General features: G+C 42.9%; 15 protein-coding genes. 9 read left to right on the top strand and 6 right to left on the bottom strand.

What is annotated here, in order from left to right; all coding sequences use genetic code 11:
• The first annotated feature begins 281 nt into the window (after positions 1–281).
• The gene (locus tag ACE3G9_RS14620) at positions 282–1,247 is read left to right on the top strand and encodes a DHH family phosphoesterase (protein WP_449219534.1); all 966 of its coding nucleotides are present in this window, start codon (positions 282–284) and stop codon (positions 1,245–1,247) included.
• A gap of 234 nt (positions 1,248–1,481) precedes the next feature.
• Here the strand turns inward: ACE3G9_RS14620 and ACE3G9_RS14625 are convergent, their stop codons facing one another.
• From ACE3G9_RS14625 to gpmM, 3 genes are all read right to left on the bottom strand, one after another.
• Positions 1,482–3,515: a sensor domain-containing diguanylate cyclase gene (locus tag ACE3G9_RS14625; protein ID WP_449219535.1), complete on the bottom strand. Its 2,034-nt coding sequence runs from the start codon at positions 3,513–3,515 to the stop codon at positions 1,482–1,484.
• Positions 3,516–3,951: 436 nt separating this feature from the next.
• Positions 3,952–5,106, bottom strand: coding sequence for a murein hydrolase activator EnvC family protein (locus ACE3G9_RS14630; protein ID WP_449219547.1), 1,155 nt, complete (start codon positions 5,104–5,106; stop codon positions 3,952–3,954).
• Positions 5,107–5,269: 163 nt separating this feature from the next.
• Positions 5,270–6,814, bottom strand: a complete 1,545-nt coding sequence (gene gpmM, locus ACE3G9_RS14635) for a 2,3-bisphosphoglycerate-independent phosphoglycerate mutase (RefSeq protein ID WP_449219536.1) — start codon at positions 6,812–6,814, stop codon at positions 5,270–5,272.
• A gap of 842 nt (positions 6,815–7,656) precedes the next feature.
• Between gpmM and ACE3G9_RS14640 the strand changes: the two genes are divergently transcribed.
• The 4 genes from ACE3G9_RS14640 (at position 7,657) to cysE (ending at position 11,335) form a co-directional block, all read left to right on the top strand.
• On the top strand, positions 7,657–8,112 hold the full coding sequence (locus tag ACE3G9_RS14640; RefSeq protein WP_417879651.1) for a rhodanese-like domain-containing protein: 456 nt from the start codon (positions 7,657–7,659) through the stop codon (positions 8,110–8,112).
• A 112-nt stretch (positions 8,113–8,224) separates the two neighbouring features.
• Positions 8,225–8,686 carry a protein-export chaperone SecB gene (secB, locus tag ACE3G9_RS14645; protein WP_027697950.1) on the top strand — a complete coding sequence of 154 codons (462 nt, stop codon included), beginning with the start codon at positions 8,225–8,227 and terminating at the stop codon, positions 8,684–8,686.
• A 418-nt stretch (positions 8,687–9,104) separates the two neighbouring features.
• Positions 9,105–10,127, top strand: a complete 1,023-nt coding sequence (gene gpsA, locus ACE3G9_RS14650) for an NAD(P)H-dependent glycerol-3-phosphate dehydrogenase (RefSeq protein WP_449219537.1) — start codon at positions 9,105–9,107, stop codon at positions 10,125–10,127.
• Positions 10,128–10,513: 386 nt separating this feature from the next.
• Complete coding sequence (gene cysE / locus ACE3G9_RS14655) at positions 10,514–11,335, top strand: serine O-acetyltransferase (protein WP_449219538.1); 822 nt, start codon at positions 10,514–10,516, stop codon at positions 11,333–11,335.
• Positions 11,336–11,761: 426 nt separating this feature from the next.
• Here the strand turns inward: cysE and ACE3G9_RS14660 are convergent, their stop codons facing one another.
• Positions 11,762–13,120 (bottom strand): MATE family efflux transporter, encoded by a 1,359-nt coding sequence (locus tag ACE3G9_RS14660; protein ID WP_449219539.1) that lies wholly within the window; start codon positions 13,118–13,120, stop codon positions 11,762–11,764.
• 618 nt (positions 13,121–13,738) lie between these two features.
• On the opposite strand from ACE3G9_RS14660, the gene ACE3G9_RS14665 reads away from it, so the two are divergent.
• The 4 genes from ACE3G9_RS14665 to acuI all read left to right on the top strand — a co-directional run bounded on the left by ACE3G9_RS14665 (position 13,739) and on the right by acuI (position 18,853).
• On the top strand, positions 13,739–14,029 hold the full coding sequence (locus ACE3G9_RS14665; protein ID WP_027697946.1) for a co-chaperone GroES: 291 nt from the start codon (positions 13,739–13,741) through the stop codon (positions 14,027–14,029).
• A 186-nt stretch (positions 14,030–14,215) separates the two neighbouring features.
• Positions 14,216–15,862 carry a chaperonin GroEL gene (gene groL / locus ACE3G9_RS14670; RefSeq protein WP_417879667.1) on the top strand — a complete coding sequence of 549 codons (1,647 nt, stop codon included), beginning with the start codon at positions 14,216–14,218 and terminating at the stop codon, positions 15,860–15,862.
• Positions 15,863–16,070: 208 nt separating this feature from the next.
• A complete protein-coding gene (locus ACE3G9_RS14675; RefSeq protein ID WP_449219548.1) occupies positions 16,071–17,537 on the top strand; it encodes an ATP-binding cassette domain-containing protein in 1,467 nt (488 codons plus the stop codon).
• 329 nt (positions 17,538–17,866) lie between these two features.
• The gene (acuI, locus tag ACE3G9_RS14680) at positions 17,867–18,853 is read left to right on the top strand and encodes an acrylyl-CoA reductase (NADPH) (protein ID WP_417879668.1); all 987 of its coding nucleotides are present in this window, start codon (positions 17,867–17,869) and stop codon (positions 18,851–18,853) included.
• Positions 18,854–19,065: 212 nt separating this feature from the next.
• Here acuI and ACE3G9_RS14685 read toward each other — a convergent pair whose 3' ends face one another.
• Together ACE3G9_RS14685 and epmB are read right to left on the bottom strand one after the other, a co-directional pair.
• Positions 19,066–20,007 carry a LysR family transcriptional regulator gene (locus ACE3G9_RS14685; protein WP_417879669.1) on the bottom strand — a complete coding sequence of 314 codons (942 nt, stop codon included), beginning with the start codon at positions 20,005–20,007 and terminating at the stop codon, positions 19,066–19,068.
• 12 nt (positions 20,008–20,019) lie between these two features.
• Positions 20,020–21,096 (bottom strand): EF-P beta-lysylation protein EpmB, encoded by a 1,077-nt coding sequence (gene epmB / locus ACE3G9_RS14690; protein WP_449219540.1) that lies wholly within the window; start codon positions 21,094–21,096, stop codon positions 20,020–20,022.
• Between the last annotated feature and the right edge of the window lie 18 nt (positions 21,097–21,114).

A 21,114-nucleotide genomic window follows, 5' to 3' on the forward strand; every position in this document is an offset into this window, starting at 1 on the left:
TGAAGAAACTTGTCATCCCGGAAACGAGGGACGAGTTATCCGGGATCTACTTAAAGCGCGCTGAATCAATTGAATTTACAACGAGTGGTGAGTAGATCCCTGATGTCGCCTAGGCTCCTCAAGGATGACGGATTTTTAGGTGAGTAGATTCCTGCTCTCGCTAAGGCTCGGCAGGAATGATGCTTTTCTGGGTAGGCGCAAAACAAAGCGATCTTAAAACTGCTTTTTCTAGGGACTAGGAACTCGAAACTAGTAACCTCTTTGCATTTAAAAGGATTTTTATGCACTACGATGTATTTAACGGTGATGCCGATGGGATTATTGCATTGCTACAGTTACGTTTAGCTGAACCAAAGAAATGTCAGTTAATTACGGGAGTGAAGCGTGATATTCAACTACTTTCTCAGGTAGTGGGAAAGAGAGATGTGACATCCGTGACGGTCTTAGATATATCTCTACAAAAGAACCTTATTGCGCTTAACTCTCTGCTTGAGCAAAAAATTCCTATCTTTTATTGCGATCATCATCAAAGTGGTGATATTCCGCAGTCTCCATATCTCACTACTTTAATCAACCTTGATGCTGAGGTTTGCACCAGCTTGTTGATCAATCTGCATTTGAAAGGCCAATTTCAAACTTGGGCGATTGCTGGTGCCTTTGGTGATAATATGACAAAGCGCGCCATGGCTTTATCTCACCAAAGTGGCTTATCAAGCTCTCAAGTTGCCTTCTTAAAAGAACTCGGTAAATTGATTAATTATAATGGTTATGGCGCAAGCTTAGCTGATCTTCATATTGCTCCTGCTAAGCTTTTTCAAACACTACTTACTTATAGCAATCCATTTGATTTACAAAAAGATACCTCATCGGTTTTTTATCAATTAAAAGTGGGGTACGAGCAAGATTTGGCTCAGCTTGAAGATATTAAAGCGACTTTTAAAGCGGAAGATTACGAAGTTTTCTTATTGCCTAATGCTGCTTGGGCGAGACGTATCAATGGTGATTTTGGTAATCAATTAGCGAATCACAAACCAGACAAAGCATTTGCGGTGTTAACACTTAATGAAAGTCAAACCGATTATACGGTGAGTGTTCGTGCGCCATTAAATCGTCGAGAAGGGGCGGATGAGGTGTGTGGTCAATTTGAAACTGGTGGTGGAAGACGTGCGGCTGCAGGGATTAATAAGCTTCCTCTTGAGGATCTGGAGCTGTTTATTCATGCGATGGAGAAACGGTTCCATTACTAGACATAAGCATGGCTTTGCTATTTTAGGTGTAAATAGGTTTTCTGCCTGTTGTTAGTAGATCCCTGATGTCGCCTTCGGCTCCTCAGGGATGACGGTTTTTCATGACTTATTGATGATGGTTTTTTCGTGACTTATTGATGACGGTTTTTTAATGACTTATTAAAGTGAAGAAACTTGTCATCCCGGAAACGAGGGACGAGTTATCCGGGATCTAATTCATTATATTGACTCAATCTATGCCACCACTTCCACACAGTTTCTACCGTTTTCTTTTGCTTGATAAAGGACTATATCAGCTTGCTTGAGCATCTCATCGATATTCGATATTTCTGGTGTCATCGTTACGACTCCAATCGATAAAGTCACACTTAATGTAGCACTGACTGAAATTTCAATAGGTTGTTCAGATATCACTTTTCGAATGTTTTCGGCTAGCTTTAATGCTTCTTCTTGAGTCTTAGTGGTGACAACCGAAAATTCCTCTCCGCCTAAGCGAGCAAAGATATCTCTGTCCTTTATATGTTCTTGTATGGTTAGGCACATTTGTTGTAAAACTATATCGCCAACATCATGCCCATAACCATCATTGATTTGCTTAAAGTGATCGATATCGATCATTAATAATGATAATGGCTCTTGGTTTGCCAAGTGTTGTTTAAAAATAGGAGTCACTCGTGCGAAAAAATGTCGTCGGTTGCTGATCCCTGTAAGTACATCGGTATGAGCAATGTATTCAAGTCGTTTTTCTAGTTCAATCCGATCTGTAATATCGAATGCTGAAGTCCGTGCGACGGCAAAGTTGCCTTCATTGAAGAGTGAAACAGCAGCAGTCGAAATAAAGAAGGTTTCCCCTTGCTTAGTTTTGACTTCTAATACGACACCGATAATTTCTGGTTCATTAGGTAACAGCTTTAAAAATGCTTGGAATGTCTTTTGGCTGGCTGGAGTTAGAAAGCGCTCAAATGATTGGCCAATGACTTCTTTTTTGTCATAACCCAACCAATTTAGCTCGGTTTGGTTAATACGTGTGACGATACCATTTGCATCTAAGCTATGGTAGCCACATGGTGCATTTTCATATAAGTCGTGAAGTTCAGCACTAATACGACGATCTGTTTTACGGCGAAACTTCTTTTGTTCAAAATGGCTGATCAATAGAAAGATCAAGACAGAGCTTACTAGATAGAATAAACATAATATCAGTTGCCAAATGGAGTTATAAAAAAGAGAATTTTCATGAATCGTTTCATTCGGTAGGAAGATAACTAACTTCCAATTCGTGTTGGAAATTGAATTTTTAGATACAGGAAAGTTTTGTGTAGTAAAGGTGTTAAGTTCTGGGGTCTCGATGGCACTGAAATCTAATGGTTCAATCGTTTGATAACGGAATAAACCTTTGCGTGTTTTTAACCACCCACTGTCATTAGCTGAAATAGTTGGCCAAGCTAATGGGTAACGTTGCTTGAAATTTTTTTCAGGTTCTCCCAGGCTGTGTCCCCATTCATTGCTTCGGTCATGGTTGCTTAACCAATAGCCTTGACTATCAATAATCATTCCCTGACCATTGATACGTAATTTGCTTTGGTGACGAAAGTTCTTAAGTAAGTCATTCGCCATGTAATTGAGGATGACGACAGCAATCGCCTTTCCCTTTTTATCTAAAACCTGAGTAGCGAATCGTAATGTTGGTTTATATGGGACTTCTATTTCACCGTTTTCTATATTGAGATCCATTTTAGAGATATAGATCTCTCCGGGCTTTAATGATAATGACTCTTGGAAGTAATATCGGAGTTTTTTGCTCTGTAATTGGTTGATATCAGTTTGTGTAGAGATCCCATCATGATAATCGACTCGAATCAGTTCGTTACCTTGGAGATCAAAAAGTCTAATTTGATCATAATATTGAAATGCTTGAGTTAAATTAGAAAATAATCCAACGACCTCTTTGCTGTCTTGTTCTGTAGGGTGATTAATATAATCAGCAATGACTTTTGATTTAGATACCATGTGTAAAACGGTGAGTTGCACCTTCATCTCTTTTTGTAGCGCATTTTGAGTCGTGACAACAAACGCTTCTTCGTGGGCGAGTAACTTATGTTCTAAGTTTTGAGAGTAGGTATGATACCAATAGGCTCCTAACGCCAAGCAAAGTAAACTGAAGGCGGTCCAGATAAATCTAAATCGCTTTAAGATGCTAGTTTGTACTTGTTGGTTTTGAAGTTCATCTTCTTCTAAATGATCAAAAGCCGTATCTAGCTGAGGCATAAGGTTATATTCACCTAAAGTATGAATAACATTGAAAGCACTTTTGAGTATAAGCCGATGAGGTAGAAATAGAAACATTAAAAAATAAAGGACCTATATAAAGCAAAGGCCGCTCACCTTGCTAATAAAGTGACGGCCTTTGTTTAAGGATCTAGTAGCATGTTGCGTGTAGAGTGGAAAAGCTAAGGGGCAGAGCCGGGGTACGGGGACGTTTTACTCGGGAGCCGAAAAGATGGTAGTGTGTTTCGAGTTGCGTGTAGAGTGGAAGAGCAAAGCGATCGTTGTTTGCTTTTCTTCGGGACCAGAAACTAGGGTCTAGGGGCTTTCTTTCTATTCGAGCCACGATAAGCGAAGCACCCGAGTTACGAGATTCGATTGTTTTTTACTCGTAACCCGAAGCGAAGCGCACTCGGATCTCGCAACAATCTTTTCCTTTCTACTTCAACCAACGCCTCGGATTCTGAGCCTGACTATTACGGCGGATCTCAAAATACAGTGAAGGTCGAGATTGACCACCAGTGTTACCGGCCAGAGCGATGGTTTCTCCTGTTGCAACTACATCACCATCTTTCTTCAATAAGGTTTGGTTATAACCATATAAGGTCATGTCACCTTTACCGTGGTCGATCAGTAGTACTAAACCGTATCCACGTAGCCACTCGGCAAAGACCACTTTACCTGAATGTACGGCTTTAACTGCTTCGCCTTGTTTGGCGTTGATCACGATACCTTTCCAGGTGATTTGTCCGCTTTGTGAGGTGCCGTAGTTATGCAGGATGCTGCCTTTCAGTGGCCAAGGAAGTTTGCCTAGGTATGATCCTAATCCATTCATTGGCGAAATATTACGTTTGGCCGCTTTCGCTATTTCGGCCCTTAAACGGTTTTCGTTGCGACGTAGTTCGGCCAGTTTGCTTTGGTTGCTACGGATATTCCCTTGAATTTTATTAACGGTGCCTTTACGTTGGCTTTGTGCTTTAACCAAATCATTATGCTTGGCTTTTTTGTTAGCCAGTAGAGTGGATTGGCGATTTTCTTCTTCTGAAAGTTGACGTTCTTTTTCGGTTAATTCACTTTGTGTTTTTGCTAGGGCTTCAATTGCTTCAGTTCGTGCTTGGGCTAAATGCTGGAAGTATTGGCTAATACGATCCATCTTTTCTGCTTCACCGCCTTGAATAATTTGCGGAAGGTTATTGCTACGACTGGTGAGGTAGTATGTTTTTATGAGCTGCTCGAGTGTGTCAGTTTGTTGTTGTTTGGTTTGTTCTAACTGACGCTTTTGAGATTTTAATTCGATTAAGTTGGCTTGAACTTGTGATAGTTCTCGTTCGTTACTGCGGATTTCTTGGCCTAGTTTTGAAATGGCGACTTCATGTTTTTTTAGTTCGCTTTGTAATTGATTTAGCTTTTTTTGCTGAGAGCTTAATGATGAGGTTTGGCGTGATATTTCAGCCGATACGCCTTTTAACTCTTCTTTAGATGCTGCATGGGTGGAAGTGCTGAAAAGAGAAAAACAGCTAAGTAGAGCGTAGAGAAAAGCGCCAGAAAACGAAACACGTAAGCTGGCGCTTGAATTAGGTATTGACGAAGTCATTGTCATAAACGAAACATTTCCCAAGAATGAGGCTCACCGTGTTGATGAGCCTTGTTCTATACCTGAAAGAAGGCCTACATTAAGGTAATTCTTTGGGTACAAATTGTATAGAAAGCCTGATGAATCTTAATGATATATCAGACAAACATACAATTGATAGGGATTATTTTAGATTAACAATAACCTGACCTGTCATTTCAGCAGGGATTTCCATACCAGTTAATTCAAGCATCGTTGGGGCAAGATCTGACAGCTTACCGCCTTGTTTGAATTCAAGATCTTTATTACCAACGTAAACTAATGGTACTGGAAGGTTAGTATGTGCAGTATGAACACCACCGGTTTCAGGGTCGATCATCATTTCTGCGTTACCGTGGTCGGCAGTAATTAATAGCTGACCATCGACTTCTTTAATCGCTTCTACTACACGACCGATACATTCATCAACGGCTTCACATGCTTTTACAGCCGCATCGTAAACACCGGTGTGACCAACCATGTCGCCATTTGGGTAGTTACAGATGATGGTATCGAACTTGCCAGATTTGATGGCTGCAACTAGCTTGTCGGTTAGCTCAGGTGCACTCATTTCTGGTTGCATGTCGTAAGTCGCCACTTTTGGAGAAGCAACCAATTGACGTTCTTCGCCTTCAAATTCGTTTTCTTTACCGCCATTGAAGAAGAAAGTCACGTGTGCGTATTTTTCAGTTTCAGAAATACGTAGCTGAGTTTTGCCACATTTAGACAACCATTCACCGTAAGTGTTTTCTAGTGATGCTGGTGGGAATGCGCAAAGCAGTGGAATGTCTGCGGCGTATTGAGTCAGCATAACAAAGTCGATGCTTGGGAATACTTCACGCTTAAAGTCGCTAAATTCAGGTACAAAAGTACGAGTGATTTCACGCGCACGGTCAGCACGGTAGTTCATGAAGATCACTGCGTCGCCATCTACGATAGCGGCACTTGCTTGGCCTTCAGCACGGATTTCAGTTGCTTGAACGAACTCATCGTTTTCTTCACGAGCGTAAGCTGCTTCTAAACCCGCGGTCGCAGAATCAAACGTGAATTCGGCTTTTGCTTGAGTTAATAAGTCGTAAGATTTTTGTACACGATCCCAGTTATTATCACGATCCATTGCGTAGTAACGACCGATAAGAGAAGCGATACGCCCTTCTTCTAGGTTTAACTCGGCAAATAAATCTTGGAAGCGTTGCAGAGAGTGGTTTGCGCTACGTGGCGGAGTATCTCGGCCATCTAGGAAAGCGTGAACGTAAACTTTCTTAGCACCACGCTCAGCCGCCATTTGTACTGCAGCGTAGATGTGGTCTTCGTGGCTGTGTACGCCACCTGGAGACATAAGTCCCATGATGTGAACGGCTTTATCCGCTGCTACTGCTTTATCAATTGCGTTGGCTAGCGCTGGCGTGTCTTTGAATTCACCGTCAGCGATAGATTTAGTAATACGAGTAAGGTCTTGGTAAACCACGCGGCCAGCGCCGATATTAGTGTGGCCTACTTCAGAGTTACCCATTTGACCGTCAGGTAGACCAACATCGAAACCTGATGCAGAGATTAGGGTATTTGGTTGGTTAGCAAATAAACCATCTAAAACTGGTGTGTTTGCGTTTGCGATAGCGTTATCACTGTTGTCTTCGCGGTAACCCCAACCATCGAGAATCACTAGAGCCATTGGCTTCTTATTTGACATGTTCAAACCTCGTTTAATTTAAAAAACTGCACTGAGCGTAATTTTACTACATTTTTCGCTCTAAACTGTAGGGTAAGATCAATTTAACTAGTCTCACCCTTTTAGTGTCACATTTATCTGGTGCTAATTTTCAAGCTATGAGCGCATTATGCCTAATAATTAGTCTAGATGACAATCGAATTGAACGATGGGTTTGATAGGTTAAAAGGCGGTTTCGTTTCTCGTGGCTAGAGCGCTTCGCTTCTTGTGGCTCGGAAAAGCGAAAGCGTGAATTAGGAATTTAATGTGTCGTCATCCCTACATGAGCCAAAGCGAAGAAGATAGGGGATCGACTAAAAGCGTGTCGAATCGTTTAATCCGTAATAGTTTACAGCTAGTGGTGAGTAGATTCCCGCTCTCGCTTAGGCTCGGCAGGAATGACGGTTTTTTGTTGAGATTGTGTACTACGAGTTATGCGTAACAGCGAGTATTGAAGGTTAATTGTCATCCTTGAGGAGCCTGAGCGACATCGAGGATCTATATTTCGCGTGTGGAGAGTCGATACCCACTCTCGCTTAGGCTCGGCAGGAATGACGGTTTTTATGTTGGGATTTGTGCATTACGATTAATAGTAAGTGATCTCGAAACCGCTCTTTCTAGGAACCAGTAAACTAGGGACTAGGAACTTTTATTTCTTTTTCAAGCCACGAGCAGCGAAGCGCCCGAGTTACGAGCCTCGAAAATAGATCTAAATCGTCTTTTCCACCTTTACTCTCGCCACTTGCCGCTTTGCCCGTTATACTCTGGCCTTTCTAATATTTGGCTGTGGATGTTCCCAGCTAGTGCATTTATGAGTGTAGGGCATGCAAGAATATATCGAATTTTTTCAACAGAACATGATTTTGTCTTTAGTTTGGGTTGCGGTGTTAGCGGCCCTAGTCGCGACTATCTTTAAGTCATCAACCGCTAAATATAAAACAATCGGTGCGAGTGAATTAACAAACCTTATTAACCGTGAAGATGGTGTTGTGGTTGATATTCGTACTAACGATGAGTTTAAACGTGGTCATATTGCGGGCTCAGTTCACATTTTGCCATCTGAAATCAAATCTGGTGCTATCACTAACATTGAAAAATACAAAGCGGCCCCAATTATTGTTGTATGCAAGACAGGTCAAACGTCACACGAAAGTGCTAACCTGTTAGCGAAAGCTGGTTTTGAAAATGTGAACATGCTGAAAAATGGTATGACAGCTTGGAATGAAAATAACTTACCTTTGGTTTCTGATAAGCCAGCAAGTAAGAAAGGTAAGAAGTAATCACGGTTCTCGATGGCTCGATTCTCGTTACTCGAGCCACTAGAAGCGCAGCGTTCAAGCAGCGAAGCGCTCGATAATCGACAAAATTTTAATTAATAAGGATGACTCCATCATGGCTGAAGCAGCACCTCAAGAACAACAGAACTTCACTATTCAACGTATCTTCCTAAAAGATCTTTCTTTTGAAGCACCAACAGCGCCACAAATGTTCCAAAAAGAATGGGAACCAGATGTGAAGCTAGATTTAGACACACAAAGCCGTGAGCTAGGTGAGAATGTTTATGAAGTGGTTCTTCGTCTAACCGTTACAGTTAAAAATGCTGAAGAAGTGGCTTTCCTATGTGAAATCCAACAAGGTGGTATTTTTACTGCTGAGAATATGGAAGAAGGTCAATTAGCACATTGTCTAGGTGCGTTCTGCCCGAACATCCTATTCCCATACGCTCGTGAGACAGTTTCTAGCCTAGTGGTTAAAGGTACGTTCCCACAATTAAACCTAGCTCCAGTTAACTTTGATGCTTTGTTCATGAACTACCTACAACAACAAGCTGAGCAAGCACCACAAGAAGCGTAAGTTCAGTTCGCTTTTTATTTTTAATCTCAGGCTAAACTAAAAGAGCGAAGACAGCAGTGTCTCGCTCTTTGTGCTTACAGGCCCGTTACTCGTAGCTAGGTCGCTTTGCTTCTCGAAAGCCGAAGAGAAATTGTATCGAGTTAGTTAGGTGTTTCGAGTTGCGTGTAAAAGCGGGTGCTAAACGTTATTCGTCATCCTGAATAGCGACGTAGGAGCGTAGTTCAGGATCTCCTAGCGTGATTCGAATACTCTTTCCTCGCAATACGGAGCGAAGAGTTCACATAACACGTAACAAAAGCAGCTTTTTCGTATGACGAGTTGCGTATAATGGCAACGTTATCGCTTTTGTTTTTTTCGACATACGAGTAACGAACAGCGAAGCGCCCGAGCAACGTATTAACTATTTAAAGGTCTCACCATGACAAATTCAACTGCCAATAATGATGTCGTAATGACAGTGATCGGTGCTGGTTCATACGGTACTTCGTTAGCGATTGCTTTAGCACGTAATGGCTCTAAAGTGATTTTATGGGGACATGATCCTTCGCATATGGCGGCTTTAGATCAAGATCGTTCTAATGAAGAGTTTCTACCGGGTATTGATTTCCCAGAGTCATTGATTATTGAGTCGGATTTGTCGAAAGCGGTTGCCGCGAGCCGAGACTTGCTGGTGGTCGTACCGAGTCATGTATTTGGTATCGTATTAAATAATTTAAAGCCTCATTTGCGCAGTGATACTCGTATTTGTTGGGCAACTAAAGGTTTAGAACCTGAAACCGGACGCTTGTTAAAAGATGTCGCGCATGATGTGTTAGGCGATCAAATACCTCTTGCGGTATTGTCGGGACCGACATTTGCCAAAGAATTAGCGGCAGGTATGCCAACTGCGATTGCGGTTGCGTCACCAGATGCTGAGTTTGTAAAAGATCTTCAAGAAACCATTCACTGCAGTAAATCTCTTCGTGTGTATGCCAATAATGACTTTACGGGCATGCAGCTCGGCGGCGCGGTGAAGAATGTCATTGCGATTGGCGCAGGAATGTCTGATGGTATTGGTTTTGGCGCGAATGCACGTACCGCATTAATTACTCGCGGCCTTGCGGAAATGTGTCGTTTAGGCGCTGCATTAGGTGCTCAATCAGAAACCTTTATGGGAATGGCGGGTTTAGGTGATCTAGTTCTAACTTGTACTGATAACCAATCGCGTAACCGTCGTTTTGGTTTAGCACTAGGTAAAGGCAAAGATGTTGATACTGCGCAGCTTGAAATTGGTCAAGTCGTTGAAGGGTACCGAAACACCAAAGAAGTTTGGCTATTAGCTGATAGAATGGGGGTTGAAATGCCGATTGTTGAACAAATTTATCAAGTGCTGTATCAAGGAAAAGATGCCCGTCTCGCCGCGCAAGATTTGTTAGCAAGACAGAAAAAGGCGGAAGGGTAAATAGCGATCCTCGGGTCTCGGGCGCTTCGCTTCTCGTAATTCGAAAAAGCGAAAAAGCGAAAAAGCGAAAAAGCGAAAGAGCGAACTGAACTTCGAATACGCTTCGCTCGAGAGCCGAAAAGACGGTAGCGAGTTACGTGTTTCGAGTTGCGTGTAACAGCGATCGTTAGACGTTACTCGTCATCCTGAATAGCGACGTAGGAACGTAGTTCAGGATCTCTTAACGTGATTGCATTATCTATTGGCTGTTGGGTTAAGCTGAAACTCGATCGAGTTCTTCCTAGAAACCAGGGACTAGGAGCTTTACCCGAGCCACGAGCAGCGAAGCGCCCGATAGACGAGTCTCGAATGGACTTTGTACTAAGGATTAGTATCTAGGAATCTATATGAAACACTGCGCAAAACAAAAAGTCTGGAATACCATTGTTGATGAAGCAAGACATCAGGCTGAACAAGAGCCGATGTTAGCAAGCTTTTATCACTCAACCATCATTAATCATGATAGCCTCGGTGCCTCGCTTAGCTATATCTTAGCCAATAAGTTAAGAACAGCAACCATGCCACCAATGACGGTACGTGAAGTGGTGGAAGAAGCCTTTAAAGATGATCCTTCTATTACCGACAGTGCGGCTTGTGATATTTGTGCGATTGTAAACCGAGATCCAGCGGTTTCTATGTATTCTACGCCTTTGTTATATTTGAAAGGTTACCATGCGTTACAAGGTTATCGTGTGGCGAACTGGCTATGGAAGCAAGGTCGTTTCGCTTTAGCCACTTATCTTCAAAATCAGATTTCAGTCGCGTGTCAGGTTGATATTCACCCGGCAGCGCGTATTGGTCAAGGTATCATGCTTGACCATGCCACTGGTATTGTAATTGGTGAAACTGCGGTCGTCGAAAATGATGTGTCTATCCTACAAGATGTGACATTAGGTGGTACTGGCAAAGAATGTGGTGATCGTCATCCGAAGATCCGTGAAGGCGTGATGATTGGCGCTGGCGCAAAAATTCTTGGCAATATTGAAGTGGGTAAAGGCGCGAAGATTGGCTCCTGCTCTGTCGTGCTGCAAGCCGTTCCTCCTCATACGACAGTTGCAGGTGTTCCCGCTAAAATTGTCGGTCGTCCACAAAGCAACAAACCATCAGAAGATATGGATCAAGCGTTTAATGGTAATGGTCATAAGTTAATTGATGGGGCTGGGATTTAAGCGCTTATCGTATTTCGATTCTTGGGCGCTTCGCTGCTCGTGGCTCGGAAAAGCGAGAGCCGAAGAGATTAAAGACGGTAACGTGTTGCGGGTTTCGTGTTACGTGTAAAAACAAAAGCGTAAGTTGAGATTCAATATGTCGTCATCCTGAAAAGCGACGTAGGAGTGTAGTTCAGGATCTTCCAAAGCGTTCTGATAATCATGGGCTTTTTTGAGTGAGTCATCGACTGTAGGAGATCTTGAATCTTCTTCGCTTAGGCTCATGTTCTGGATGACGATCTCTCTTGAATTCCCATATTGCTTTTGCTCTTATCTTTTCCAAGCCACGAGCAGCGTAGTGTCCGATACCCGAGCTACGAATGCTCTTCCTCGCAACACGTAGCGAAGCGTTCACGTATCACGCAACCAAAAGTCGCGTGTAACGTGTTACGAGTTGCGTGTAACAGCAAAGCGATCGCTGTTTGTTTTCCTCATCCTAACCGCGTAACCATATGCGCAGATCCCACCGATGACATTGCCAACTGCAATACCGATAAATATCCCTTCGACGCCATACCATTGACTGCCTAACCATGCGCTCGGAAGTGTAAAAATAAACAACCGAGAGAAATTCCACAAAAAGGCTTTTAAAGGTTGGTGCATGGCATTAAGGCAACTGACCATCATCATTACAATACCTTGAAAACCATAACTGATTGGCACCACTAATAAGAAATGCCATAGCATATCTTGTACACTTTGTTCTTGGCTAAATAAGGACGCAATCGGCATACTGAGTGGCACCATTAACACAAATAAACCTAATTGAAATATCACGGCAAAGCGCATCGTTATAAATAATGCCGAGAAACTTCGCTGAGGTTGTTTTGCCCCGATATTTTGGGCAATAAATGGTGTGAGCACAGAACCTAGTGACATTAAAACGAGGATCATTATTGACTCAACTCGTTGCGCCGCACCATAGGCGGCGACGGCTTCATTACCAAAGCTGGCGAGCATCATCATTAACACCGCACCTGAAAGTGGGTTCATGGCACTCGAAAACGCCGCTGGTGTTCCAATTTTTAATATCTGAGTCCAGTCTTGCCAAATTCGTTTTATTTGTGGCGGTGCTAATAGTTTTTCGCGTTTAATCAAAATATATAGCGCGGCAACTAATGCCCCAAACCAACTCACTGCACTAGCAATAGCCGCGCCTTGAATGCCCAGCTCAGGAAACGGGCCGTAACCGAAGATTAATAATGGATCGAGTGTGCCGTTAATGAATCCAGCCGTCATCATGATTTTAGCGGGGGTTTTAGTATCACCCGTTGAGCGAATAACACTATTACCCGACATTGGGATCACCAGTAATGGAATGGTGAGGTACCACACTTGCATATATTGGTCGATGAGCAGCAGGAGATCATCGCTCGCCCCGAGTAGTCTAAAAAGAGGTTCAATAGTGAAGTAACCCAATGTGGACGCGAGTGTTACGAGTAATACGGCCAGTAACAAACCATGAGTAGAAAAGCGGGCGGCATTACGAGTATCACCTTGACCAAGCAAGCGTCCAACATTAGCAGATAAACCCATGCCAATGCCTAATGTAATACAACTCACCCCAAAAGTGACAGGGAAAGTAAAGCTGATCGCGGCAAGCGCGTGAGTACCAAGCAGTGAGATAAAAAAGGTATCGACTAGGTTAAAAGTTAAGATCGCCAATAACCCAACCACCATAGGTAAGGTCATGGTTTGTAATACTTGGGGAATTGGGCCAGTCAATAAGCCGTGTTTATCTTGCATGGAAATGATTCGCTGGTGATGAAGAGCTTAGGATAAGGCTTTTTGGTACTTGTGACTAGGGTAAAGCGATATCCGGGAGTCGAGGAGAAGTAGCGTGTTCATTTGTTTCGTTTCTCGTAGCTCGGTCGCTTTGCTGCTCGTGATTAGGAAAAGCGTAAGGTATGAGCCGAAGTTTAAATATGCCGTCATCCCCTACATGAGCCAAAGCGAAGAAGATAGGGGATCGACTAAAAGCGTGTCGAATCGTTCAGTTAGTAATAATTTACTGCGTGTTGTGATTAGATTCCCGCTCTCGCTAAGGCTCGGCAGGAATGACGTTTTTATTGCAGATTTCGTGTGGCGTATAAAAGTAAAGCGATCGCTGTTTGCTCTTCCTAGGAACCAGGAACTAGAAACTAGGGACTTTTACTTCTATTCGAGCCACGAGCAGCGAAGCGCCCGATATACAAGAGACGAATGCTCTACTCATAACTTTCTTTATTCTGATCCCCATCACAATTTTTTTCGCCTCACCCCTTGGGTTTTGCTGTTGGCCCCCCAACATATTCAAGCAGACCGATACAAATAGATCGGTGTCTTTAACTTTTCTATGAACATCTAATCAGGAGAGATGCACAGATGAACATTCGTCCTTTACATGACCGAGTTATCGTTGAGCGCCAAGAAGTAGAATCAAAGTCTGCTGGTGGCATCGTATTAACTGGTTCAGCTGCGGAAAAATCAACACGCGGCAAAGTTCTAGCTGTCGGCAAAGGTCGTATTTTAGAAAATGGCACAGTTCAAGCACTTGACGTAAAAGTGGGTGATACGGTGATCTTTGCAGAAGGCTATGGCACTAAGTCTGAAAAAATCGATGGTAAAGAAGTTTTAATCATGTCTGAAAACGACATTATGGCAATTGTAGAATAAATTCTCTTCATTCTTGAAGCTGCAGCTTTGTTGGCTACGTTCACTCACCCCAATCACCTAGGCAAGCTAGGCTCATGGGGCTTCGCTTACTTGCCGCCTAACTGCAACATCAATTATTTTGAGAATTAGAATTAAAACTGAATTCAAAACCAAACGCATTCAATAGATTTTATAAGGAATAAGAACATGGCTGCAAAAGACGTAAAATTTGGTAATGATGCTCGCGTAAAAATGCTTGAAGGTGTGAACATCTTAGCAGACGCAGTAAAAGTAACATTAGGCCCTAAAGGTCGTAACGTCGTACTCGACAAATCTTATGGCGCACCGACGATCACTAAAGATGGTGTGTCTGTGGCTCGTGAAATTGAATTGGAAGACAAATTCCAAAACATGGGCGCACAAATGGTGAAGCAAGTCGCTTCTCAAGCAAATGATGTAGCCGGTGACGGTACCACTACGGCAACGGTTCTTGCACAATCTATTATCACTGAAGGTCTGAAAGCGGTTGCTGCGGGTATGAACCCAATGGATCTAAAACGTGGTATCGATAAAGCAGTAACAGCAGCCGTTGAAGAGCTTAAAGGGCTTTCTAAAGATTGTTCAAACAGCACTGAAATCGAACAAGTGGCGACTATCTCTGCAAACTCTGATAGCTCAGTGGGTAAAATCATTGCTGAAGCGATGGAAAAAGTAGGCCGTGATGGTGTTATCACTGTTGAAGAAGGTCAAGCGCTACAAGATGAGCTAGACGTAGTAGAAGGTATGCAGTTTGACCGCGGTTACCTATCGCCTTACTTCATCAACAACCAAGAAGCAGGTAGTGTGGATCTAGACAATCCATTCATCCTTTTGGTTGATAAGAAAGTTTCAAACATCCGTGAATTACTTCCAACACTAGAAGCGGTTGCAAAAGCATCTCGCCCATTATTGATCATCGCAGAAGATCTAGAAGGTGAAGCACTAGCGACTCTCGTTGTGAACAATATGCGCGGTATCGTGAAAGTGGCTGCAGTGAAAGCTCCTGGCTTCGGTGACCGTCGTAAAGCGATGCTACAAGATATCGCAGTTCTAACAGCGGGTACGGTTATCTCTGAAGAAATCGGTCTTGAGTTAGAAAAAGCGACACTTGAAGATCTAGGTCAAGCGAAGCGTGTGACGATCACTAAAGAAAACACCACTATCATCGATGGTTCTGGTGAAGAAGAAACGATTCAAGGTCGTGTTGCACAAATTCGTCAACAAATCGAAGATGCAACGTCTGACTACGACAAAGAAAAACTTCAAGAGCGTGTAGCGAAATTGGCTGGCGGCGTTGCTGTCATTAAAGTTGGCGCAGCAACTGAAGTAGAAATGAAAGAGAAGAAAGACCGTGTTGAAGATGCACTTCACGCCACTCGCGCTGCGGTTGAAGAAGGTATTGTTGCCGGTGGTGGTGTTGCATTGATTCGCGCTGCTTCTAAAGTGGTTGGCCTTGAAGGTGACAATGAAGAGCAAAACGTGGGTATCCGCGTTGCACTTCGCGCTATGGAATCACCAATTCGTCAAATTACTAAGAATGCTGGTGATGAAGAATCAGTGGTTGCTAACAATGTTCGCGCTGGTGAAGGTAACTACGGTTACAACGCGGCTACAGGCGAATACGGCGACATGATCGCAATGGGTATCCTAGATCCAACTAAAGTTACCCGTTCAGCTCTTCAATTCGCTGCATCGGTTGCGGGTCTTATGATCACAACAGAAGCGATGGTAACAGACAAGCCACAAGATTCTGCTCCTGCAATGCCTGATATGGGCGGTATGGGTGGAATGGGCGGTATGGGTGGCATGATGTAATCTGCGGATTACTTGCTATCTAAATCTCTCATAGCTAAACATATATAGAGAAGCATATTAAGGCTCACAGCTTAGGTTGTGAGCCTTTTTTATTATCGTTTTTAAGCATTATTTTAGGTCTTCTGCGATTTTGTCTGTTTTTTATGTTAATTTTTTGTTTGTAGCTACTGTGTTGGTGTGTGTTTATAGGGATGAAATTATTTTGGCGATGCAGATAAAAAACCTTATTGATAATTGTTATGGGTTGCGAATTGATGATTGGACGATGGAAACAGGTCAGCATTGGGGGATATTTTCAACCTATAGCCATGCCGGCTCCTTGCTTGGTCGTTTGTTAGTCGATGATCTCAAACTAGAACAAGCAGAGATTGAAGGTCGACCTAATAAAGTTGGCTGGGTTTCTTTGTATCTTCAACAGCAGTTGCTTGAAAAAGAATTAGCAGATGATGACACGGATTTTATGGACCATTTGGATTTCGGTTCGAGTGTCGAATCATTGGTTTCGGAAGCGTGCTGCAATTCTGAACAACTAGAGAGTTTGTTAGTGTTAACTGATCTGGTTCATCTACGTCAGCGCGGTTTTCGTCAGCTTTCGACTGGCGAAACCCGTCGAGTTATGTTGGCCCGAGCGCTGGCAATTGAGCCTGAATTATTAGTACTTGATGAGCCTTACGCTGGACTTGATATTGACCATCAACAGCAATTATCTCAATTACTACAAACCCTTTCGACATCAATCCAATTGCTTATCATTACTTCCCGTGAAGATGAATTACCAGGCTGTATTACTCATGTGGCGATGTTTAATGTCGAAGTCGATAACGCGAGTAATATCATTCATCGTCTAAGCGATCCTATGACTATCAGTGAATGGCATGACCATCCAGTCATGGCTCAGCTCAATGCTCTCTCGCAGCAACGTAGTCAGCAAGTACTTGAACTAATTAAGCAGCAGCGTTATCAAGCCAAATATCCCGATCCTCTAGTGGAGCTTAAAAATGGCAAAGTCGAATATACCGATGGTTTAATCTTCAAAGAGGTGAATTGGCGAATTAATAACGGTGAACATTGGCAAGTACGTGGTCCGAATGGCTGTGGTAAAAGTACCTTGCTTGGTTTGATTCTTGGCGACCATCCACAGTGCTATAGCAATGATATAACCTTATTTGGTAAACCTCGCGGCAGTGGCGAAACGATTTGGCAGGTAAAAGAGCAAATCGGCATCGTGTCATCCGCTTTACATTTACAGTATCGAGTCAATTGCAGCGCCATAGAAGTCTTGCTTTCCGGTTTCTTTGATTCGATAGGCCTCTATCAAAAACCAAGTAAAAAGCAGATGGATTTAGCTAAAGATTGGCTGGCGATTCTACATATGGATTCATTTGAGAGAACCGGCTTTAAACAACTCGATTATGGCCAACAGAGGTTGTTATTAATTGGACGTGCCTTGATTAAGCAACCTGTGTTATTGATTCTTGATGAACCTTATCAAGGGTTAGATTTTATTAATCGTAAGTTGGTGATGAATACTCTCAATATGATTGCTGAAGAGAATTTGAGTCAGATTCTGTATGTTTCTCATCATAGCGATGATGCATTGCCGGCGATCCGTAACTATGTGGACTTTGTTGGGAGTTCAGATATGGGATACCAAGTTGAAATTAAACCAGTGTAATCACACTTTTTCTTCCTAGTCGATTACTTGACTATATCTAAATTAAATGCCAAAAACACATTTACTAATGATAAATACATGTGTTTTGTGCATGATCTGTATGCGTTGTTATCACTGTTTTTAATAAGGTTAATTACTTATACTTTCAGTATATTCAACTCTTCGTACTTGAAACTGCAGTTTTGTTGACGGCGTTCATTCGTCCTCCTATTTCGTTATAAAAAAGTTATAGGCGAGCTATGCTCATGGGGCCTCATTCACTTGCTCCTCACTGCAATTCCAATTACTTGAGCATAAATCGAATTGCTAACTCACACGTTGGAGATGTTATGTTTAAAGCTTTAGTTCTTAATCAAGAAGACAAACGTACAATCGCGAACATTGAAACACTCGATGAAAGCCAATTGCCGGAAGGTGAAGTACTGGTAGCGGTTGATTACTCTTCAATTAACTACAAAGATGGCCTAGCCGTAACAGGTAAAGGCAAAATCATTCGTAACTTCCCAATGGTACCTGGCATTGATTTTGCCGGTACGGTTTTAGCGTCTCAAAATGATCGTTACTCTGAAGGTGATAAAGTCGTTCTAACGGGTTGGGGCGTTGGTGAAAACCATTGGGGCGGCATGGCTGAAAAAGCACGCTTAAAAGCAGATTGGTTAGTGCCATTACCGCAAGGTTTTGATCCTAAACAAGCCATGATGATCGGTACTGCTGGTTTCACTGCCATGCTATGTGTACAAGCCATTTTAGATTCGGGTGTAAAACCAGAAGATGGTGAGATCCTAGTAACCGGCGCAAGTGGTGGCGTAGGTTCAGTTTCTGTCACTTTATTAAGCCAACTTGGTTATAAAGTCGCGGCAGTAACTGGACGTGTAGAAACCAACGGCCCTTGGCTTGAAGCGCGTGGTGCCTCTCGTATTATTGACCGTTCAGAATTTGAAGAACCAGCTCGTCCGCTTGAAAAACAAGTGTGGGTGGGAGCGATTGATACTGCGGGTAGTAAAGTGCTCGCTAAAGTGTTGGCTCAGATGGATTACGATTCTACCGTGGCGGCATGTGGCCTAGCAGCTGGTTTTGATCTACCAACAACGGTGATGCCTTTCATCTTACGCAATGTGCGTCTACAAGGTATCGATTCGGTCAATTGCCCAGCAGAAAAACGTATTGCCGCGTGGAATAAATTGGTTGAGATTCTGCCAGCAAGTTACTTTGATCAAGCCTGCTCAGAAATTACGTTAGAAGAAGTACCACAATACGCAGAAGACATTACTAATGGTCAAGTGACTGGTCGTGTTGTGGTTAACGTCCGAGGCTAGAACGCTACGCTTGTTCGTTTCTTGTTACTCGATTTTGGTTTTTTGAGTAATGAGAAAAGTAAAATAGTAATGTATTTAATTGATTATAAAGCCTTGCAGTGCTTTGACATGAGTCGCTGCTTGGCTTTTTTCTTTTCGAGTCACGAGCAGCAAAGCGCCCGAGCCACGAGACTCGATACTCTTTTCCTAGAAACCAGAAACCTTTAACCCCTTTATTCTATCCCCATCACCTTAACCCTTTCAGCGATTAACTTACCACACTCTTGTTTTAACACTCCTCTAAGCCACTGTTGTGAGGCGGCATGATCACAACGAGAATGCCAAATTAACGAGTAATCGAATGGGGTTAAATTAAAAGGTAGTTGCTTAATCACTAGGTTGTAGCGCTTTGCCACTAGGTAGGCGAGATCGGCGGGCACGGTGACAATTAAAGGTAAAGTATCCATCACCGCTAATGCCGCTTCTAAATGATAAGAGCGTAGAACCCAATTAGGGCTAGGGTAGTCAGAAAGTGCTTCATCTATTAGAGCTTTAACCCCATCACTGATCGCAATCATCGCATGTCGGCTATTTAGATAATCATCCAATGTCAGTTCAACATTGGCTAGTGGATGGTTATTCGACAATAGGCAAAAGACGCTGACTTTGCCGAGAATATCACTGTGCAGTGGCGCAACAGAATAGGTTGGGCGGCAGATTGCGATATCGGCACCTTGGGCCGTTAACTGATGGATGAGGTTATTATGTTGCAGCGGAACGAGTTCAAGTTGTAGGTTCGGTGCTTCTTGATAAATACGCGGCAAAGCAAAGGGTAGAATGGTTTGCATTGCATAATCAGTAGTCGCGATGGTAAATTTTTGGCGGCACGCTTTGGGCTCAAATTCTTGAGGGGATAAGATATCGCGGATATTCTCAAGTGGTTGAGTAAGCGATTGATTAAAATCCAAGGCTTTTTGAGTGGGAATAAGGTGTTGTCCTTGACGAGTAAATAAAGGATCGTCGAGTAGTACTCGCAAGCGACCTAAAACTCGGCTCATGGCAGATTGACTAAGATTAAGGCGCTGTGCTGCTTTACTCACCGAGCCTTCTTCAATTAATACTTGTAAGGCAATAAGCAAATTAAGATCGCGACGATAAATATCTTCCAATTCCATAGTGCAGCCTTATTAAGATAAACGAAGGTCGATGGGGGTTTTACTCGCCTCACCACCCACTTCTCGTGCCAGTTTAGGAACTAGGTAGCCTGATACCTGTTTGAGCAATTCCGACATAATTTGTCTCGCTTTCTCATCTGACACATAAAAGTGAGCCGCGCCTTGTACTTTATCTAGCAAGTGTAAGTAATAAGGTAGAACACCCGCATGAAATAAAGCGTGGCTTAATGCAGCTTGAGCCTCGACCGAATCATTAATCCCTTTTAATAACACACTCTGGTTAAGTAAGTGCACACCAACTTGGTGTAGCTTGTTTAAACTGGCATTTAGTTCATCATCTATTTCATTAGCGTGATTAATATGCGTCACCATCACGACATTTAAGCGAGTGTGTTGGAGGAGTTGGCATAAGTCATCGGTAATGCGCGATGGGATCACTACCGGTAAACGGCTATGAATTCGTAGCGTTTTGATGTGTTCGACTTGAGCGATATTTTCGATAAGCCACTGTAATTCACTGTCTTTAGCCATTAATGGATCGCCGCCTGACAAAATCACTTCATCGAGTTCAGGATGCGAAGCAATGTAGTCTAGGCTTTGTTGCCAAGTGGTTTTATTGCCTTTGTTGTCTTGGTAGGGAAAGTGGCGACGGAAACAGTAGCGGCAGTTAATTGCGCAACCACCTTTTACGATCATCAGTACTCGACTGCGGTACTTATGTAATAAGCCGGGCAGCACATTGTCATGCTCATCTAACGGATCGGTTGAGTATCCGTCATGCACTTCAAATTCTTCATTTAAAGGCAATACTTGGCGTAATAAAGGATCGTGTGGATTGCCTTTTTCCATTCTATCGACAAAACTTCTAGGGACGCGTTGGGCAAATAGCTGACGTGCTTTCATCCCCGATAACCACGGTGTAGGATCGATTTCCAATAACTCAAGCAATTGTATGGGATCGGAAATTGCTTGTGCTAATTCGGTTAACCAAGAATTTTGTCGAGTTGGATCATTTTGTCGGGCATTTGTCGAGGTTTTACACCACTTTTGCTCAACAGAAATGACTTTTCGGGTTATCATATCGGGCATTAAATTGAACTCGAAGAA

It is taken from the genome of Vibrio sp. E150_018, from assembly GCF_053544035.1.

What these genes read in the sequence shown, in the direction of transcription:
- ACE3G9_RS14620 (WP_449219534.1), top strand. Translation starts at nt 282, where the DNA reads ATGCACTACGATGTATTTAACGGTGATGCCGATGGGATTATTGCATTG.
- ACE3G9_RS14625 (WP_449219535.1), bottom strand. Translation starts at nt 3,515, where the DNA reads ATGCCTCAGCTAGATACGGCTTTTGATCATTTAGAAGAAGATGAACTT.
- ACE3G9_RS14630 (WP_449219547.1), bottom strand. Translation starts at nt 5,106, where the DNA reads ATGACTTCGTCAATACCTAATTCAAGCGCCAGCTTACGTGTTTCGTTT.
- gpmM (WP_449219536.1), bottom strand. Translation starts at nt 6,814, where the DNA reads ATGTCAAATAAGAAGCCAATGGCTCTAGTGATTCTCGATGGTTGGGGT.
- ACE3G9_RS14640 (WP_417879651.1), top strand. Translation starts at nt 7,657, where the DNA reads ATGCAAGAATATATCGAATTTTTTCAACAGAACATGATTTTGTCTTTA.
- secB (WP_027697950.1), top strand. Translation starts at nt 8,225, where the DNA reads ATGGCTGAAGCAGCACCTCAAGAACAACAGAACTTCACTATTCAACGT.
- gpsA (WP_449219537.1), top strand. Translation starts at nt 9,105, where the DNA reads ATGACAAATTCAACTGCCAATAATGATGTCGTAATGACAGTGATCGGT.
- cysE (WP_449219538.1), top strand. Translation starts at nt 10,514, where the DNA reads ATGAAACACTGCGCAAAACAAAAAGTCTGGAATACCATTGTTGATGAA.
- ACE3G9_RS14660 (WP_449219539.1), bottom strand. Translation starts at nt 13,120, where the DNA reads ATGCAAGATAAACACGGCTTATTGACTGGCCCAATTCCCCAAGTATTA.
- ACE3G9_RS14665 (WP_027697946.1), top strand. Translation starts at nt 13,739, where the DNA reads ATGAACATTCGTCCTTTACATGACCGAGTTATCGTTGAGCGCCAAGAA.
- groL (WP_417879667.1), top strand. Translation starts at nt 14,216, where the DNA reads ATGGCTGCAAAAGACGTAAAATTTGGTAATGATGCTCGCGTAAAAATG.
- ACE3G9_RS14675 (WP_449219548.1), top strand. Translation starts at nt 16,071, where the DNA reads ATGCAGATAAAAAACCTTATTGATAATTGTTATGGGTTGCGAATTGAT.
- acuI (WP_417879668.1), top strand. Translation starts at nt 17,867, where the DNA reads ATGTTTAAAGCTTTAGTTCTTAATCAAGAAGACAAACGTACAATCGCG.
- ACE3G9_RS14685 (WP_417879669.1), bottom strand. Translation starts at nt 20,007, where the DNA reads ATGGAATTGGAAGATATTTATCGTCGCGATCTTAATTTGCTTATTGCC.
- epmB (WP_449219540.1), bottom strand. Translation starts at nt 21,096, where the DNA reads ATGCCCGATATGATAACCCGAAAAGTCATTTCTGTTGAGCAAAAGTGG.